Origin of the sequence: Coleofasciculus sp. E1-EBD-02, from assembly GCF_040218245.1 — a bacterium.
GTDB lineage: Bacteria > Cyanobacteriota > Cyanobacteriia > Cyanobacteriales > Coleofasciculaceae > Coleofasciculus.
The window spans coordinates 16,008-33,137 of sequence record NZ_JAVJQN010000259.1; the positions used below are offsets into that span (position 1 = coordinate 16,008).

At 47.7% G+C, this 17,130-nt stretch carries 19 protein-coding genes and 1 pseudogene; 13 read left to right on the forward strand and 7 right to left on the reverse strand.

The window, feature by feature from the left end; translation table 11 throughout:
- Positions 1–37 precede the first annotated feature (37 nt).
- The 6 genes from RIC07_RS37645 (at position 38) to RIC07_RS37670 (ending at position 5,715) form a co-directional block, all read left to right on the forward strand.
- On the forward strand, positions 38–655 hold the full coding sequence (locus RIC07_RS37645; protein ID WP_446398968.1) for a Uma2 family endonuclease: 618 nt from the start codon (positions 38–40) through the stop codon (positions 653–655).
- A 75-nt stretch (positions 656–730) separates the two neighbouring features.
- Complete coding sequence (gene ppk2, locus RIC07_RS37650; RefSeq protein ID WP_446398969.1) at positions 731–1,600, forward strand: polyphosphate kinase 2; 870 nt, start codon at positions 731–733, stop codon at positions 1,598–1,600.
- A gap of 27 nt (positions 1,601–1,627) precedes the next feature.
- Positions 1,628–1,840, forward strand: coding sequence for a hypothetical protein (locus RIC07_RS37655; RefSeq protein WP_446398970.1), 213 nt, complete (start codon positions 1,628–1,630; stop codon positions 1,838–1,840).
- A gap of 180 nt (positions 1,841–2,020) precedes the next feature.
- On the forward strand, positions 2,021–3,358 hold the full coding sequence (locus tag RIC07_RS37660) for an adenylosuccinate synthase (RefSeq protein ID WP_446398971.1): 1,338 nt from the start codon (positions 2,021–2,023) through the stop codon (positions 3,356–3,358).
- 104 nt (positions 3,359–3,462) lie between these two features.
- The gene (locus RIC07_RS37665) at positions 3,463–4,083 is read left to right on the forward strand and encodes a 50S ribosomal protein L25/general stress protein Ctc (RefSeq protein ID WP_446398972.1); all 621 of its coding nucleotides are present in this window, start codon (positions 3,463–3,465) and stop codon (positions 4,081–4,083) included.
- 87 nt (positions 4,084–4,170) lie between these two features.
- Positions 4,171–5,715, forward strand: coding sequence for a bifunctional aminoglycoside phosphotransferase/ATP-binding protein (locus RIC07_RS37670; protein WP_446398973.1), 1,545 nt, complete (start codon positions 4,171–4,173; stop codon positions 5,713–5,715).
- A gap of 103 nt (positions 5,716–5,818) precedes the next feature.
- Here RIC07_RS37670 and RIC07_RS37675 read toward each other — a convergent pair whose 3' ends face one another.
- Positions 5,819–5,986 (reverse strand): metallothionein, encoded by a 168-nt coding sequence (locus RIC07_RS37675; RefSeq protein ID WP_446344169.1) that lies wholly within the window; start codon positions 5,984–5,986, stop codon positions 5,819–5,821.
- A 468-nt stretch (positions 5,987–6,454) separates the two neighbouring features.
- Here RIC07_RS37675 and RIC07_RS37680 point away from each other — a divergent pair, with 468 nt between their 5' ends.
- Together RIC07_RS37680 and RIC07_RS37685 are read left to right on the forward strand one after the other, a co-directional pair.
- Positions 6,455–6,700 (forward strand): hypothetical protein, encoded by a 246-nt coding sequence (locus RIC07_RS37680; RefSeq protein ID WP_446398974.1) that lies wholly within the window; start codon positions 6,455–6,457, stop codon positions 6,698–6,700.
- Positions 6,687–6,863 (forward strand): annotated as a pseudogene (locus RIC07_RS37685) (HNH endonuclease); the annotation flags it as partial. The gene RIC07_RS37680 and the pseudogene RIC07_RS37685, both read left to right, overlap by 14 nt.
- 195 nt (positions 6,864–7,058) lie before the next feature.
- On the opposite strand, the gene RIC07_RS37690 reads toward RIC07_RS37685, so the two are convergent.
- Both RIC07_RS37690 and RIC07_RS37695 read right to left on the reverse strand, forming a co-directional pair.
- The gene (locus RIC07_RS37690; protein ID WP_446398975.1) at positions 7,059–7,322 is read right to left on the reverse strand and encodes a hypothetical protein; all 264 of its coding nucleotides are present in this window, start codon (positions 7,320–7,322) and stop codon (positions 7,059–7,061) included.
- Entirely contained in the window at positions 7,276–7,476 is a 201-nt protein-coding gene (locus tag RIC07_RS37695; RefSeq protein WP_446398976.1) for a hypothetical protein, read from the reverse strand. Before RIC07_RS37695 ends, RIC07_RS37690 begins: the two co-directional genes overlap by 47 nt.
- Before the next feature lie 264 nt (positions 7,477–7,740).
- Between RIC07_RS37695 and carB the strand changes: the two genes are divergently transcribed.
- Positions 7,741–10,995, forward strand: coding sequence for a carbamoyl-phosphate synthase large subunit (gene carB, locus RIC07_RS37700; RefSeq protein WP_446398977.1), 3,255 nt, complete (start codon positions 7,741–7,743; stop codon positions 10,993–10,995).
- 105 nt (positions 10,996–11,100) lie between these two features.
- On the opposite strand, the gene RIC07_RS37705 is transcribed toward carB, so the two are convergent.
- On the reverse strand, positions 11,101–11,430 hold the full coding sequence (locus RIC07_RS37705) for a hypothetical protein (protein WP_446398978.1): 330 nt from the start codon (positions 11,428–11,430) through the stop codon (positions 11,101–11,103).
- A gap of 65 nt (positions 11,431–11,495) precedes the next feature.
- Here RIC07_RS37705 and RIC07_RS37710 point away from each other — a divergent pair, with 65 nt between their 5' ends.
- Positions 11,496–12,122 (forward strand): GNAT family N-acetyltransferase, encoded by a 627-nt coding sequence (locus tag RIC07_RS37710; RefSeq protein WP_446398979.1) that lies wholly within the window; start codon positions 11,496–11,498, stop codon positions 12,120–12,122.
- A 102-nt stretch (positions 12,123–12,224) separates the two neighbouring features.
- On the opposite strand, the gene RIC07_RS37715 is transcribed toward RIC07_RS37710, so the two are convergent.
- Positions 12,225–12,569, reverse strand: a complete 345-nt coding sequence (locus RIC07_RS37715; RefSeq protein WP_446398980.1) for a replication/maintenance protein RepL — start codon at positions 12,567–12,569, stop codon at positions 12,225–12,227.
- 468 nt (positions 12,570–13,037) lie between these two features.
- Positions 13,038–13,166 (reverse strand): hypothetical protein, encoded by a 129-nt coding sequence (locus tag RIC07_RS37720; protein WP_446398981.1) that lies wholly within the window; start codon positions 13,164–13,166, stop codon positions 13,038–13,040.
- Between the two features lie 75 nt (positions 13,167–13,241).
- Here RIC07_RS37720 and RIC07_RS37725 point away from each other — a divergent pair, with 75 nt between their 5' ends.
- From RIC07_RS37725 to feoB, 3 genes are all read left to right on the forward strand, one after another.
- On the forward strand, positions 13,242–13,499 hold the full coding sequence (locus tag RIC07_RS37725) for a DUF7219 family protein (protein WP_446398982.1): 258 nt from the start codon (positions 13,242–13,244) through the stop codon (positions 13,497–13,499).
- A 338-nt stretch (positions 13,500–13,837) separates the two neighbouring features.
- Positions 13,838–14,506 carry a FeoA domain-containing protein gene (locus RIC07_RS37730; protein WP_446398983.1) on the forward strand — a complete coding sequence of 223 codons (669 nt, stop codon included), beginning with the start codon at positions 13,838–13,840 and terminating at the stop codon, positions 14,504–14,506.
- Positions 14,503–16,827: a Fe(2+) transporter permease subunit FeoB gene (gene feoB / locus RIC07_RS37735; protein WP_446398984.1), complete on the forward strand. Its 2,325-nt coding sequence runs from the start codon at positions 14,503–14,505 to the stop codon at positions 16,825–16,827. The genes RIC07_RS37730 and feoB overlap by 4 nt, the downstream gene beginning before the upstream one ends.
- A gap of 75 nt (positions 16,828–16,902) precedes the next feature.
- On the opposite strand, the gene RIC07_RS37740 is transcribed toward feoB, so the two are convergent.
- Positions 16,903–17,130, reverse strand: a 228-nt coding sequence (locus tag RIC07_RS37740; RefSeq protein ID WP_446398985.1) for a hypothetical protein, incomplete at its 5' end; no start/stop codon positions are given.

The following is a 17,130-nucleotide window of genomic DNA, read 5'->3' on the forward strand; positions in this document are numbered from 1 at the left end:
GGAAATCATCCTCGAGAAACCTTTCTCCCCACAGACCATGATTCAAGCCTTACCTAAACCTGTAACATTCGATGAATTTATTGCTTGGTATCCGCAGAAGTCAGAACACCATTATGAACTTCACAATGGAGTAATTATTGAAATGCCTAAACCCACGGGAAAACATTCGCGGATAGCAGGTTTCCTTATCGCTGAACTAAACTTTGAAATCCGCAGGACTTCACATCAGAGTTTTATTCCTAAAGAATGTGTGATTAAACCCATCCCTTATGAGTCTGGCTATGAACCGGATGTTATTGTGTTGAATTCCCAGACTATCGGAGATGATCCCCGATGGGAACGGGAATCTATTATTACTCAAGGATCTTCCGCACGTCTGGTGGTCGAGGTTGTTTCCACCAATTGGAGTGATGATTATGCGCTGAAGCTGGAAGACTACGAGGCGATGGGTATTCCTGAGTATTGGATTGTGGACTATCTTGGGTTAGGGGGGAGGCGTTACATTGGCAAACCCAAACGACCGACATTTAGTGTATACCAACTGATTGACGGTGAATACCAGGTGACTCAGTTTAGGGAAAATGACCGCATTGTTTCACCCACATTCCCGGATCTACATTTGACGGTTCAACAGGTCTTTCAGGCTGGGGAGTGATTTTTGATACAAAAAAATATCGTATAGCGGTTTTCTATAATTTCTTTAGTAGAGTAGCTAGAGCTATCTTAAAGAATGTCCAACAAGTTAACTAACAGCAAAGTGACAGATCAAACAAATTCCCTAGTCAAAGAAAAAGAAAAAGTAAAAACTGACAAAGGCAAATCCAAGAAATTGAAGAAGAAAGTTTACAAACGGGAATTGCGTCGGCTACAGGTGGAGTTAGTCAAATTGCAGGAATGGATTAAACAAAAGGGATTAAAAGTCGTCGTCGTGTTTGAAGGGCGGGATGCAGCCGGAAAAGGTGGCGTGATCAAGCGGATTACAGAATGCTTGAATCCCCGTGTGTGTAAAGTGGTGGCGCTGGGTACGCCCACAGAGCGAGAGAAAACCCAATGGTATTTTCAACGCTATGTGCCATATCTGCCAGCAGCCGGAGAGATGATCCTGTTTGACCGCAGTTGGTACAATCGAGCGGGTGTGGAACGAGTGATGGGCTTTTGCACGGATGAAGAGTATCAGGAGTTTCTGCGATCGTGTCCAGAATTTGAATGCATGATTCAGCGATCGGGAATTATTCTGATCAAGTATTGGTTTTCCGTGAGTGACGACGAGCAAGAACGCCGTTTTCGTCAACGCATGGAAGATCCAACCAAGCGCTGGAAACTGAGTCCGATGGATTTAGAGTCTCGCGCTCGCTGGGTGGAGTATTCTAAAGCCAAGGATGAAATGTTTGCGGCGACGGATATTAAGCAATCACCGTGGTATGTGGTGGAAGCCGATGAGAAAAAACGCGCCCGTCTCAATTGCATTTCTCACCTGTTAAGTCTGATTCCCTATAAAGATTTAACACCAGATCCGATTGAGTTACCCCCCCGACAGTCGGAATTGGAGTATCACCGTCCGCCTATGTCTACTCAAACGTTTGTCCCAGAGATTTTCTAGGGTTTCGGTGGGTGTGGGGTGTTGGGTGTGGGGTGTGGGGTGTTGGGTGTTGGGTGTTGGGTGTGGGGTGTGGGGTGTGGGGTGTTGGGTGTGGGGTGTTGGGTGTGGGGTGTCGGGTGTGGGGTGTCGGGTGTTAGGTGTGGGGTGTCGGGTGTCGGGTGTGGGGAGATGGCGGAGATGAGGGAGATGGCGGAGATGAGGGAGATGGCGGAGATGGGAAAGATGACGAATGACGAATGACAAATGACGAATGACGAATGACGAATGACAAATGACGAATGACAAATGACAAATGACAAATGACCAAATCGATTGACAAATGACAAATGACAAATGACAAATGACCAAATCGATTGACAGCGATCGCACCTGCTGCACATAATGGTGATTTGTGTAAACTTTAGCGCGTATAATAAACCCTTGGCTAACGTTGTTGTAATCGGTGCCCAATGGGGCGATGAAGGAAAAGGTAAAGTCACCGACTTACTAAGCAAGTCCGCAGATGTCGTCGTCCGTTACCAGGGGGGGGTCAATGCGGGACATACCGTTGTGGTTCAGGGTCAAACCTTTAAGCTGCACCTGATTCCCTCTGGGATTTTATATCCAGAAACAGAATGTATTATCGGATCGGGGACAGTAATTGACCCCCAAGTTCTGATTGGTGAACTCGACCAACTCGAACAGTTAGGCATTTCTACTCAAAAGCTGCTAATTTCCGAAACTGCCCACGTCACCATGCCTTACCATAGGTTAATTGATCAGGCATCGGAAGAGCGACGGGGAAACCATAAAATTGGCACTACAGGTCGGGGAATTGGTCCGACTTACGCGGATAAATCAGAGCGCATCGGTATTCGGGTTGTCGATTTGATGGACTCGGATATCCTGCGAAAACAGCTTAATTGGACAATTAATTATAAAAATGCTGTTATAGAAAAACTCTATAATTTACCGCCCCTCGACCCGGCTACCGTGATCGATCAGTATCTCGCTTATGCTGAACGATTACGTCCTCATGTTGTTGACTGTTCGCTCAAAATTTATGATGCGATTCAACAACGACGCAATATCTTATTTGAAGGGGCGCAAGGGACATTACTTGACCTAGACCATGGAACCTATCCCTACGTCACCTCCTCCAACCCGGTAGCAGGTGGTGCTTGTGTGGGTGCAGGGGTAGGACCGACGATGATCGATCGGGTGATTGGTGTCGCTAAAGCCTATACAACCCGTGTTGGTGAGGGACCATTTCCTACAGAACTCCATGGCGAACAGGGACAACTATTGTGCGATCGCGGTGCGGAATTTGGGACAACAACCGGACGTCGCCGTCGCTGCGGTTGGTTTGATGCAGTCATTGGTCGCTATGCGGTTCGCATCAATGGGATGGATTGTCTGGCAATCACCAAGCTTGATGTTCTTGATACCCTAGAAGAACTAAAGGTTTGTGTCGCCTACGAAATCAACGGTCAACGCTGTGAGGATTTCCCCAGCAATGCACGTCGGTTTGCTCAGTGTAAACCCATCTATAAAACTCTACCCGGTTGGCAACAATCCACCGTTCACTGTCGGACATTGGAAGATTTACCCAAGCAGGCGCTGGCTTATCTAAAATTCCTGGCAGAACTGATGGAAGTTCCGATCGCACTCGTGTCTTTAGGTGCTAGCCGTGACCAGACTATCATCGTAGAAGATCCCATCCATGGACCTAAACGAGCATTGTTAGATGCCAATGGTATCCCGGTAACATCGGGATAACTTGTCCTTTGTCTTTTGTCTCCTTTTTCCGAATGGCATAAGACATAAGACGAATGACTAATGACAAATGACGAATCACCAACAGTTGAAGCAAAAGATTAGCTATGGAAGTTAAAGTTGAATGTCACAAGCGAGCCGAGGGAAGTAAGCCCAAAGCCTTACGTAGAGAGGGTTTAATCCCAGCAACACTCTATGGTCACAAGGGGGCTGAATCCATCGCACTCACGGTTGAAGCTAAAGCCGCAGAAACCTTACTCAAGCAGGCTGATATTAACCATACCGCTGTTCAGGTCAACATTCCTGACCTGTCTTGGAATGGAAAAGCACTGCTGCGAGAAGTACAAACTCATCCCTGGAAGCCTATCCTCTATCACCTCAGCTTTTTCTCTGTGGCAACTCAGGATACGATCCAAATCTCCTTACCTGTAAATTTGGTCGGAACGGCTTTTGGCGTGAAGCAAGGCGGCATTTTAGAACATGTCATGACGGAACTTCAAGTTGAATGCGCTCCGGATAGTATTCCAGAAGCCATTGAGGTTGATATCTCGAACTTGGATGTAGGCGCCAGCGTGCATGTTAATGAAATTACCTTGCCTGCAGGCGCTACCGCGATGGATGATCCCCAAAGACCGGTCGTTAATATCCTGGGTGCAACCACTATGGCGGCTGAACCTACTGCCGAGGAAGAGGAACAACCAACATCGCTGTTATCTGAAGAAATTTAACCTTAAGGTAATTGTTTTTCGAGCCAGGGAACATAAGATTATCCCTGGCTTTTTTGTTATTTGTTATATCTACGTACATTAAATGACATGTCACAAAGCACTATTTCAAATCTAATTGACCAAATGAAGCAACCGGACTTTTATCCTCATCCGGTTCAAAAACCGATTGATTTGATTCAGACTCATGTGTCTTACGTATTTCTAACCGGGGATTATGCCTATAAAGTCAAGAAAGCGGTTAACTTTAGCTTTTTAGATTTTTCCACGTTGGAGAAACGAGAGCATTTCTGCTGGCAAGAGTTACAGATGAATAAACCCCAAGCACCGGAGATTTATCTGGACGTGTTGCCGATTAGTCAAAAGGGTGATCGCTTGATTCTAGGGGATGACTCTCAGCCTGTAGAGTATACCCTAAAAATGCGCCAATTCCCCCAGGATGCCTTGTTTAGCACGCGCTTCGAGCAAGGCAAATTGACGGCAACGGATATGGAGAACCTGGGACGAGTCGTGGCTGAATTCCATGCTCAAAGCCAAACCAATGACTACATTCGCAGTTTCGGTACACCTGCCAAAATTCGTGAGGCGTTTGACGAAAATTATCAGCAAACGGAAAACTATATTGGTAGGGCGCAAACCCAAGAGCAATTTCAAGAAACGAAACAATTTAGCGATCGCTTTTTTGCCCAACGAGAGGCGTTATTAGAACAGCGCCTAGACAATAACCGGATTCGGGAATGTCACGGGGATTTACACCTGAGAAATATTTGCCTGTGGCAGGATAAGATTCAACTGTTTGATCGGATTGAATTTAATGAACCGTTCCGCTTTGTGGATGTGATGTACGATATCGCTTTTGTGGTGATGGATTTGGATGCGCGGGGGGCTAAGGAGTTGGGGAATGTGTTTCTCAATACCTATATGGAGCAAACCGGAGATTGGCAAGGGTTACAGGTATTGCCTTTGTACTTATGTCGCCAAGCTTATGTGCGGGCAAAAGTCACCTCCTTTTTATTGGATGATTCAGCGGTTCCTGAGGAGACGAAACAAGATGCGGCGAACACAGCCGCCGATTATTATCGATTGGCTTGGGACTACACGAAAACGAATTCCGGACAAGTCGTGATTATGTCAGGCTTATCGGGTTCGGGAAAAAGTACAGTAGCGCGACAATTGGCGCAGCAGTTGGGGGCGATTCACCTGCGTTCTGATGCAGTACGGAAACATTTAGCGGGTATTCCATTGGATCAAAAAGGATCTGATCAACTTTATACCCCCAAGATGAACCAGAAAACTTACGATCGCCTGTTAGAATTGGGCATCATGTTAGCACAGCAAGGCTTCCCGGTGATTCTTGATGCGAAGTACGATCGACAGGCATTTCGAGGGGATGCGATCGCCAAAGCACAGGCACATCAGTTACCCTTACGAATTCTACACTGTAGTGCCCCCATTGAAGTCCTACGCGATCGCCTATCATCCCGCACTGGAGATGTATCTGATGCAACTACTGATTTACTCAGTCGCCAACAAGCCACGGCTGAACCCTTCACTGAGGCGGAACAATCCCTAGTCACGACAGTGGACACGACTCAAGATTGGCAATCTCAATTAGAAGAAATGACCTTGACTTAAGGTTCAAAGAAGAGAAAAGAATCACTCCAGACACAGCGATTCTTCTGTACCTGGAGTGGGTTCTATTTGTCCATAGATCGGCAATCGCTGAGGATGCGCCCGATTAAGCGTGGCATTCACAACCAGAATGCCCACAGCCAACTCCGTTGGGATGACCGTTAGCGCAAGCGTCGCTACAGTAGTATTTGCCGTCTTTTTGCACGGCTGAATCGGTACTCACCATGCACGCGCAGGAATCACAGGCACATTGCGTTTGAGTGGCAGTTGTCATCTTTCTCTCCACGATAGAGTTTGACTCAATATCTGAACAAGTCTTCAGATATTTTTTTTAGCATAACACCTGAATGATCATTCAGATATTAAATTTCCCTTAAAAGCCTATCGATAAGTAGGGTCGGCTGAATAAGTCTTGTGGTGGGGAGGTTCGCTAACGCAAATTCAGTATATTGTCTAACGTGAGGTGGATGAAACGCTAAAACAATCTTTAGACATGGCTTCGGCTGCTTCAAAAATCGGGTCTGGGATAGAAACGGCAGTTTTCATAAAAGCTGACGGTTAACCAAGAAGCGGTAACTTTTAGCATTTTAACTAACATTTTGATTTGAAGGGATCGGCATTGAGTCTAGAGTGCGATCACGCTAGGGTTGGGTTAACGGGAGAGAGTGCGATCGCAAATATTTCAAGACAACCATTGTTATTATGATCAAAAGACCTCAAACTCCTATTCCTACCCCTAGCTATGACGACGCGCCTTAAACCATCGACCCTACTCCCGAAAGGATTACAGGTGCAGCAGATTAATAACCTCACCCTGTTCAAATTCACCGATGAATTGAGCGATCGAATGCAAACCCTGCTTGACAAGAAAAAAGCTGATCGCCTCACCTCTGAAGAAACCCTTGAACTAGAAGCCATTGGCGAACTTGACGAAATTTTTAGCTACATTAATGCCGTTATGGCTGCTAGAGCACATGACCATTCCTAAGTCGCTCTACAAAACTGTTCGTCAACGCGCCCAATTCCGGTGTGAATATTGCCACTATCCCGAACTGCTCAGTTCTGCCCCACTTTCCATTGATCATATTCAACCTCAATCTCTTGGTGGCAGCAATGATCGAAACAATCTCGCCCTTGCCTGTCGTCGTTGCATTGACATCCTCCCTCGCCGGAACAGTGAAAGCTGTAGGGTGCGTTAACGCAAGTGTAACGCACCATTCAAGCATAAAACGGTGCGTTACGGCGCGAAAATCCCCAATTTTTTTAACATTAACCCAAGCCAGCGCCTAACGCACCCTACGGGATAGATTTATTCAAGGTTGAAACCTAAACGAACTCAATCTGCTCTATTCGTCCTGAGGAGAAGCTTCTAAATTTTCCAAATCCGCCAGATCTTGCAATCGTCCCGACGCCCGCTTATTGACGCGCAAATTTTCTAAATCAATGAAGTTCACCAATACACCCGCGATCTCAATCTCAATCCAAATATCAATATCTTTTGTGTAGCGAGGATAGCCATGCAGCGCCACCGCATATCCCCCAATCACCAGATAACGAACCTGATTATCGTTTAACGATTGTATAAACTCTTTGAAATCTTGGTTTAGCACCGTATTTCCAACCCACAAACTCTTGGCGAATGGACTCTAACGCCGCCAGACGCGCCGTATAGGGTTGAGTATGCCAAAAGAGAGCATCCGATTTAGGCGATCTCATATCCACCTTAGTAATACGGATCTGACGCTGGTTTGATAGTGATGTCATTGAGAGACTCCAACCCTTAGAATCTCGTCGATTATAGCAATCTTAATGATCCTTTAAGCCTGTGTCCCCTTTCTATTAACGCCTCAGTGCAATCAGTGCTACCAACAGTCTACCTCCCTACCCCTAACCTGCCAATAAGTCAGAGAAATCTGTGTTCCAAACTTCCCTAAGTCATCAAACCCCAACATAACTGCCGCGACGAATTTCCCTCAAACCATATAAAATAAACAGAATTCAAGAATAGTCACGCAATCACCGACACTTATGCCTCGCCGCGACGATCTTCACAAAATCCTGATCTTGGGTTCTGGTCCCATTGTTATCGGACAAGCCTGTGAGTTTGATTACTCTGGCACTCAGGCGTGTAAAGCCCTCCAACAGGAAGGCTACGAAGTGATACTGGTTAACTCCAATCCAGCCACGATCATGACCGACCCAGAAACCGCAGACCGCACCTACATTGAACCCCTGACTCCGGAAATTGTGGAGAAGGTGATTGCCAAAGAACGACCAGATGCCCTATTACCGACGATGGGGGGTCAAACAGCCCTGAATATTGCCGTTACTCTGGCAAAAAACGGTGTTCTTGAAAAATACGGCGTCGATCTTATTGGTGCTAAACTCGATGCCATCGAAATGGCAGAAGACCGCCAGCTTTTCAAAGAAGCCATGGGACGTATCGGGATTCAAGTCTGTCCCTCCGGAATCGCCAGTAACCTGGATGAAGCCAAAGCCCTCGCCCAACGCATTGGCACCTACCCCCTAATTATTCGTCCAGCTTATACATTAGGCGGTACAGGCGGCGGTATTGCCTATAACCAAGAAGAATACGAAGAAATGGCACAAGTGGGGTTAGACGCCTCCCCCGTGTCTCAAATCTTGGTGGAACAGTCGCTGCTGGGATGGAAAGAATATGAGTTAGAAGTGATGCGGGATCTCGCCGATAACGTGGTGATTATCTGCTCAATCGAAAACCTTGACCCCATGGGCGTCCACACTGGGGACTCGATTACCGTCGCCCCCGCCCAAACCCTCACCGATAAGGAATATCAGCGACTCCGGGATTACTCGATTCAAATTATCCGCGAGATTGGCGTGGAAACGGGTGGCTCAAATATTCAGTTTGCCATCAATCCAGTTTCCGGGGACGTGATTGTCATTGAAATGAACCCCCGTGTCTCCCGCAGTTCTGCCCTCGCCTCCAAAGCTACCGGATTCCCGATCGCTAAATTTGCGGCGAAGTTGGCGGTAGGGTACACCTTGGATGAGATTCCCAACGACATTACTCAGAAAACCCCCGCCTCCTTTGAACCCACGATCGATTATGTAGTCACCAAAATTCCCCGGTTTACCTTTGAGAAATTCCCCAACGCTAAACCCGTACTCACCACCCAGATGAAGTCGGTGGGGGAAGCCATGGCAATTGGACGCACGTTCCAAGAATCCTGCCAAAAAGCCCTGCGTTCTCTGGAAATCGGACGCTACGGGTGGGGATGCGATCGCGCCGAGAAACTTCCCTCCCTGGAACAAGTGCGGTCTGGCTTACGGACACCCAACCCTGACCGCATCTTTACCCTGCGTCACGCCTTACAGTTAGGGATGACCGTGGAAGAAATTTATGAACTCACGGGTATTGATCCTTGGTTTCTAGATAAGTTTGCCGATTTACTCGAAACTGAAAAATTCCTCAAGCGCACTCCCTTAAAAAGCTTGACAAAAGAGGATCTTTGGTATGTAAAGCGTCAAGGCTATAGCGATCGCCAAATTGCCTTCGCCACCAAAACAACCGAGGATGAGGTGCGGACGTATCGCAAGCAACTGGGGGTTGTCGCCGTTTACAAAGTCGTGGATACCTGCGCCGCCGAATTTGAGGCACTGACCCCCTATTACTATTCCACCTACGAAGAAGAAACCGAAGTCATCCCCTCCGATAAGCGCAAGGTGATGATTCTCGGTGGTGGACCCAACCGGATTGGACAGGGGATTGAGTTTGACTACTGCTGCTGTCATGCGGCTTATTCCCTTGCCAAAGAAGGGTTTGAGACGATTATGGTCAACTCCAACCCGGAAACCGTTTCCACAGACTACGACACCAGCGATCGCCTTTACTTTGAACCTCTAACTAAAGAAGACGTTCTCAATATCATTGAAACTGAGAAGCCAGAAGGCATTATCATCCAGTTTGGTGGTCAAACCCCATTAAAACTCGCCGTTCCCCTCCAGGAGTTTTTAAACAATCCCGAAATCCCCACCTCCGCTCCCACCAAAATCTGGGGTACCTCTCCCGACTCCATTGATATAGCCGAAGATCGGGAACGCTTTGAGCAAATCCTGCGCCAACTGGATATCAAACAGCCCCCCAATGGCATCGCTCGCAGTTATGAGGAGGCGTTGGACATCGCCAAGCGCATCGGCTACCCGGTGGTGGTGCGTCCCTCCTACGTCCTCGGTGGACGGGCAATGGAAATTGTCTATTCTGACCTGGAGTTGGAACGGTATATGACCTTTGCGGTGCAAGTGGAACCGGAACACCCAATTCTGATTGATAAGTTCTTGGAAAACGCCATTGAAGTCGATGTAGACGCGATCGCGGATCATACGGGTCGGGTGGTAATTGGTGGCATTATGGAGCATATCGAACAAGCAGGGATTCACTCCGGGGACTCGGCTTGTTCGGTTCCGTTTATTTCCCTGAGTTCCACAGCAATGGAAACCATTCGCACCAGTACCCATCAATTAGCCACAAAGTTGAAAGTCATTGGCTTGATGAATATCCAGTTTGCGGTGCAAGGGGAAACCGTTTACATCCTGGAAGCCAACCCCAGGGCGTCGCGCACTGTTCCTTATGTCTCCAAAGCTACCGGAGTCCCGCTAGCGGCTTTGGCTTCCCGGATCATGGCAGGAGAAACCCTAGAAGACCTCGGTTTAACCCGCGAACCGATACTCCAGCACATTGCCGTAAAAGAAGCTGTCTTGCCCTTTGATAAATTCCCTGGCACCGATGTCATCCTGGGACCAGAAATGCGGTCTACTGGTGAAGTGATGGGGATTGATACGGACTTTGGTAAGGCATTTGCTAAGGCAGAATTAGCCGCCGGTCAGCGTTTACCCCTGTCGGGTACTGTTTTTGTCTCCACCAATAACCGGGATAAAGCCAATGTTGTCCCGGTGGTGCAAGACTTGATGGACTTGGGCTTTAATGTCATTGCCACGGAAGGGACACGCAAAGCCCTTAAGGATCAGGGCTTGCAGGTTGATTTAATCCTGAAACTGCATCAAGGGCGTCCCCATGTCTTGGATGCGATTAAAAATAAGCAGATTCAGTTGATTATTAATACCCCAACCGGAGAAGATGCCCAAGCCGATGGTCGGTTAATTCGGCGCACCGCATTGGCTTACAAAATCCCAATTGTTACCACGATTGCTGGTGCAAAGGCAACAGCCGGGGCAATTCGTTCATTGAAGTCTGAGCCTTTAGATGTGAAAGCGTTGCAAGATTACATTTACGAAACTCAGTAAGCAGTGATCGGCATCAACAATGTCCAGTGACCAATGAACCGTTATCGGGCGTTGCAGATCACAAACTAACTGCCTAAAGTTCAATCCGGGTTTGACTGCCATTGCCTAAATGCCAGCAAATCTAATGGACTTTAGGCGAAAACAGGGATTGAGTTCAGGAAGAATGTATTTGTATATACTTAAAAAAAAAGAATCTCCTGATAAATTCTTAAACAAATACGAATTGACCTGAGTTAAAATTACACTGGAAGAAAAATCGACGTAAAATTGGGGTAAGTTGGGTTGTAGAGAATCAGTGATGGGTAAACTCGCGTTGTCTGAACCGACAGCATCGGTATCCTGTACTGCCATTTCCTGAAAATGTGACCTGGACAACAAACAGCAGGAGCAATCCTTAATCATAATCATTCCACCGTAGAATACAGTGTAAGTCATAAACTGCTGCCCCATCGGTCAAATCGCCCAACGTTAATTAATAGTTAAGCAGATTGTGAATCGCGATGGCTGTATCGGTTTCTCAGGCGGCAACATGTCCCAACAGCACTCAAATTCCGGTGTCTTTGAAATCTCCTCCCATAACACCTATTCCGGATACTCTGGTGATCACCTATCTCCAGATGACCGATCCGACCCAATTCCGTCCGGCGTATCTTAACTACCCGGATGGGATAAAAATGATGTGTATGGATACGCCTGATGTTGCCTTCTATCGTTTCCTGTACAGTACCGTAGGCAAACCCTGGCGTTGGCGCGATCGCTTATCCTACTCCGATGAAGAACTGCAAGAGATTCTCACTGTCTCTGAAACCAGTATTCATGTCCTCTATGTCAACGGTGCGCCCGCTGGATACATTGAGTTGGTCAAGCGTCGCGAGGGACCATCGGGTCGGTTCTACTCGACAGAAATTGTCTATTTTGGGTTGCGCGAAAACTATTTAGGGCGGGGGTTAGGCAAGCATTTACTCAGCCATGGGATTGCTTACGCTTGGAACAAAGGCACACAACGCCTCTGGATTCATACCAGCAATCTGGATAGTCCTTACGCCCTGGATAATTGCATTAAACGGGGCTTTAAAATCTATCGGATTGAGAAAGAACCCATGCCAGAGTTGTATCGGGAATCCTGAGAGGAAGCTGGGGGAGATGGGGAAGCTGGGGAAGCAGGGGAAGCCAATGTAGAGACGTGCCATGGCACGTCTGGGAAGCTGGGGAAGCTTGTACTGAGAATATTAACCAGTAGTTAGGATGAAATTTCGATGCGATCGCACAATGCTCCCTTCCTGTTCCAACCGATTGATCAGGCGAGTTACGGTTACCCGAGTCAGCCCAATCGTCTCGGAAATATCCTGATGAGTCAGGTGGAAGTTCAGCAATTTACCTTGAGGAACTGTTTGCCCAAATTGACCCTCTTCGTTCCAAGTTAGCGATCGCACGATACCTTGTTCAATTTCCCACAGATAGTCTGAACCCAGAGGTAGCAAATCTTTGCGATTAAAAGCTTTTTGGGGATACAAAACATGCAGACGGGTGGGCAATGTAGAGGGGATTGATGTGGATAAAGTGGATAAAGACATCGACTTATTGATGGTTAATGGACAAACAGTTCGAGGTGTGATTAGTTGTCGTTTTGGCACAAAAACATTGGGAACGTATACCGTTAGATCCAGGCGACGCAGCGATTGGTTCGTAATCTAAACAACCAATTGCCTCTTCCGATAAAGCCTTGCTAGGATGCACGGTACTTTGTCATTTGTCATTTGTCATTTGTCATAGTCCCTTCGCCAGAAGCAAAATTTGTTGCGAAAGATATTCAATAAGATAGCGCTAGTTTAGAGAAATTATCAATAAGCTAGTATTAAGTTTTATGACAAAACTGACTCGATCCGGTTGTGGTAACCAGTTAAATCAACGTTTTGTCAGGGGTTGCTGACTTGTACGGCGTTCAAAATCTGCCCAAATCTCTGAGTTGAGCTGGAATGAGACGACAATACGTTAAGAATCTTTCTCAACTGACTTCGGATTAACAGAAGTGGTTTTCCCAGCTAATCACAGCCCCTAGCCAAGGGATGAATGGCTCTGGGCAAAATGTCTGCGCTGAACAACTGGCTACTTTTGGTCAACACTACAATTGCTATGGCAAATAATGCGATCGCGCCACGATCAAGGTTCACTTGACAGCTCAGGTAAACATGGAGTTAACTTATCTGTAATTAGAAATTAATTGCAATAATTGGGGAGCGGTAGCCATGCAGCAATCCAAACACAACTTTCTATATCCCCGTACCCGTTATCGCGGAGCCGTCAAGCCGAAGCATCTGCTGCTGAATGCCAATCTGCAAGAGTTTGCCCAGCGAGTCAGCTATATTTGCAACTTACAAACGGCGGGTAAATTGTCTCCCAATCAGGCGTTCGAGCAGATCGAGTCTCTTTGGCATCAGTTGCAGCACTGTCAAGCCCAGTTGAGTACAAACGAACTGGAGAATCTTCAAGGGCATGATTTGTAGGGGCGGGTTTGACAACTATCGTTTCTTTTTGATCCAGATCTCGCCCAGACGCTTCAAAAGCACGTCTCTACATAATATACTCCCGCCCAGTCTATTGCGATCGCGTATCATTTAATTTATTATCTAGAGGACAATTATTTGAATCTAATGCCGCCAACTTGGACGGGAATAGAGTTTAGGGTCTTTCACTGGAAAACCCCTATAGATTCAGTCTTTTAGGCGTACTGCCTGCATCGGGTTTTCCCCATCCCGCCTGCCCAAACCCGAATTAATTATTAAAAAAGATTGCTAATAAACGGAAATTGTTATAGAACAATAGTCTTAATCAGGAGCCTGCAATGACAGCCAACAGACACTCAAATCACCGACGCCAACGCAACCGAAAGCGTAAAGGGTGGGGGTTTTCTTTTTTTGGACAAACATCCGAACCCTCTGGGGACGAAGACAACGTTGTTGAGTTCTATGATGACTTAGCCCATAAGCGGTTCGATGCCGAGACTAATTTCCCTTTAGCGAGAACCCGTGCTGGCGATCGCGTATCGATTATTGGGTTCAAAGGCAAAGGCGGCATCAGTCACCTTCTGAGTCTAGGGCTAACACCAGGTATCCAAGTTCAAGTGGTGAGCTCCGTTCCCAGTGGCTCCGTGATTATCGCCTTCGGGGATAACCGCATTGGTTTGGGGGCGGGTATGGCGAACAAAATTCTGGTGACTCAACCCCATCAAGTTAACGCTTGGAAACAGAAACAGGGAAAAGCAATGAATACAGACACATATCTCCGCAATTTAACCGTAGGTAGCAAAGGGCGTATTGTGGGCTACGAGAAAAGGACTGGAGGTTATAAGGGCAAATTGCTAGCCATGGGATTGACACCCGGAACCGAGTTCACTGTGATCCGCCATGCGCCCCTAGGAGACCCGATTGAGATTGAAGTGCGGGGGTTTAATCTGAGCTTACGCCGACACGAAGCTGATGTCCTTTGTATCGAAGAGGTGAACGAGATATGAATAAGCGGACAATTGCCCTAGTCGGCAATCCCAACTGCGGCAAAACCACCCTGTTTAACGCCTTAACCGGTGCCTCCCAGCGCGTCGGGAATTGGCCCGGAGTCACTGTTGAGCGCAAGGAAGGGAACTATCGCGATCGCGACGAGAGTATTACCGTTGTTGATTTACCGGGCGTCTATTCCTTGGATGCTGAAGACCAAGATAGTGGACTCGATGAAATCATTGCCAGAGATTACCTGCTCACTGGCACAGCCGACTTAGTTGTTAATATTGTTGACGCTTCCAACTTGGAGCGGAACCTGTATCTGACCACCCAAATCATGGAAATGCGCCTCCCCTTGGTGGTGGCGCTGAACATGACCGACGTGGCGCAGGATCGGGGTATCCGCATCGATACCGTTCTCCTCTCAGAACGCCTAGGTTGTCCCGTCACACCATTAGTCGCGTCGCGCAATGAAGGTGTGGCGATTCTGCGGGATACGATCCATCAGAACCTGCACCATCAAGTCAAACCCCATAGCTATGTGGCATACCCCGCCGTACTCGAAGACGCGATCGCTCAGGTGATGCCTTTGGTAATGGAACAAAGTCCTGACCGAGCCGTTGAACCTCGCTGGACGGCGCTGAAACTGCTAGAGTACGAAGACCGGATTGCGCCTGAGTTGAGAGGACAGGAGTTAGAGAAACAGGTGGTAGAGCAGCGCCGCAAGATTCATCAGGTGCTGGGTGAAGATATCGATATTATGGTTGCCGATAGTCGTTACGGCTTTGTGCGCCAACTGGTTAATGGGGCGACAGAACGCACCCGAGAAGTTAGCAGTAATTTGTCTGACCGCATCGATAGTGTGGTACTCAACCGCTGGTTCGGTCTGCCCATCTTTCTGGTGGTGCTGTACCTGATGTTTGTGCTGACGATTAATGTCGGCAGTGCTTTTATTGATTTTTTCGATATCTTGACACTGACGATCTTTGTCGAAGGTTTCGGCGAATTACTCAGCACGATTGGTACACCCGAATGGCTCAAAGTTCTGCTGGCTGAGGGGATCGGTGGCGGGATCGAGACAGTGGCGACATTTATCCCAATTATTGCCATCTTGTTTTTGTGCCTTTCTGTCTTAGAAGACTCCGGGTATATGGCGCGAGCCGCGTTTGTCATGGATCGCTTTATGCGCTTTGTCGGTCTTCCGGGGAAATCCTTTGTGCCGATGTTAGTGGGGTTTGGCTGTAACGTGCCAGCGATTATGGCAACGCGCACCCTAGAAAATCAACGCGATCGCTTGATGACGATTGCCATGAATCCGTTCATGTCCTGCGGCGCACGACTACCGGTTTATGCTTTGTTTGCGGCGGCATTTTTCCCGATAGCGGGTCAGAATATTGTCTTTGGACTTTACTTGATTGGTATTGCCATGGCGGTGTTCACGGGGTTGGTCTTGAAAAACACCCTATTACAAGGTGAAGCCTCGCCCTTTGTCATGGAACTCCCACCCTACCATCTACCGAATCTCAAAGGGGTGTTGTTGCGTACCTGGGATCGGCTCAAAGCCTTTATGCTGCGGGCAGGGAAAGTTATCGTGATCATGGTGATGGTGTTGAGCCTATTGAACTCAATCGGGACTGATGGCTCCTTTGGTCAGGAAAACACGGATAAGTCGGTTCTCAGTTCCATCAGCCGCTCAATCACTCCCGTCTTTACACCGATGGGTTTAGAGCGAGACAATTGGCCCGCGACGGTGGGGATTTTTACCGGAGTGTTTGCTAAGGAAGCGATGGTAGGTACGCTTGACTCCCTTTATGGTCAACTGGGAGCAGAGGTAGAACCAGAAACCCCAGAAACTTTTGACTTTTGGGGAGGAATTGGTGAAGCGTTTGCCACGATTCCAGCCAATTTAGCCGAGGTTCCTGGTAATCTGCTTGACCCTCTGGGTATATCGGTGGGTGATGTGAGCAATATTGAAGCAGCGGCTGAGGAGCAAGAAGTCGCCACGGGTACGTTTGGGGCGATGGTTCAACGCTTTGACGGTCGAGCGGGTGCTTTTGCCTATTTGCTGTTTGTGCTAATGTACTTCCCCTGTGTCGCTGCTACTGCAGCCATCTACCGGGAAACCAATGTAGGATGGACGGTGTTTGTGGCAGCTTGGACGACGGGACTTGCCTACTGGAGTGCCACGTTATTTTACCAAGGGGCAATATTTCCTCAGCAACCGGGTACGTCCCTGGCGTGGATGGCGGGATTAGTGCTAGTCATGGCGATCACGATTGTGGGCTTCAAGATATCGCAACCCGTTCGCCGGAACAAGCGTCAGATGATCAGCAATTAGGGATTGCTGAATAACTGGACTTTGGATAAACAAAGTGCGATCGCGGTTGGGAATTTGGTATTTTTTTAGCGGGTTTCAGGTTAATATTAACGTATGATCTTGGGACATAAAACCCAATGTAGGGGCGGGTTTAGGGACAAAATTAATCAAGCCACCAATCATCTTTCGACAAAACCCGCCCTGCCCCAACCTTTCACCTAACCAAAAACCCAATGTAGGGGCGGGTTTAGGGACAAAATTAATCAAGCCACCAATCACCTTTCGACAAAACCCGCCCTGCCCCAACCTTTCACCTAACCAAAA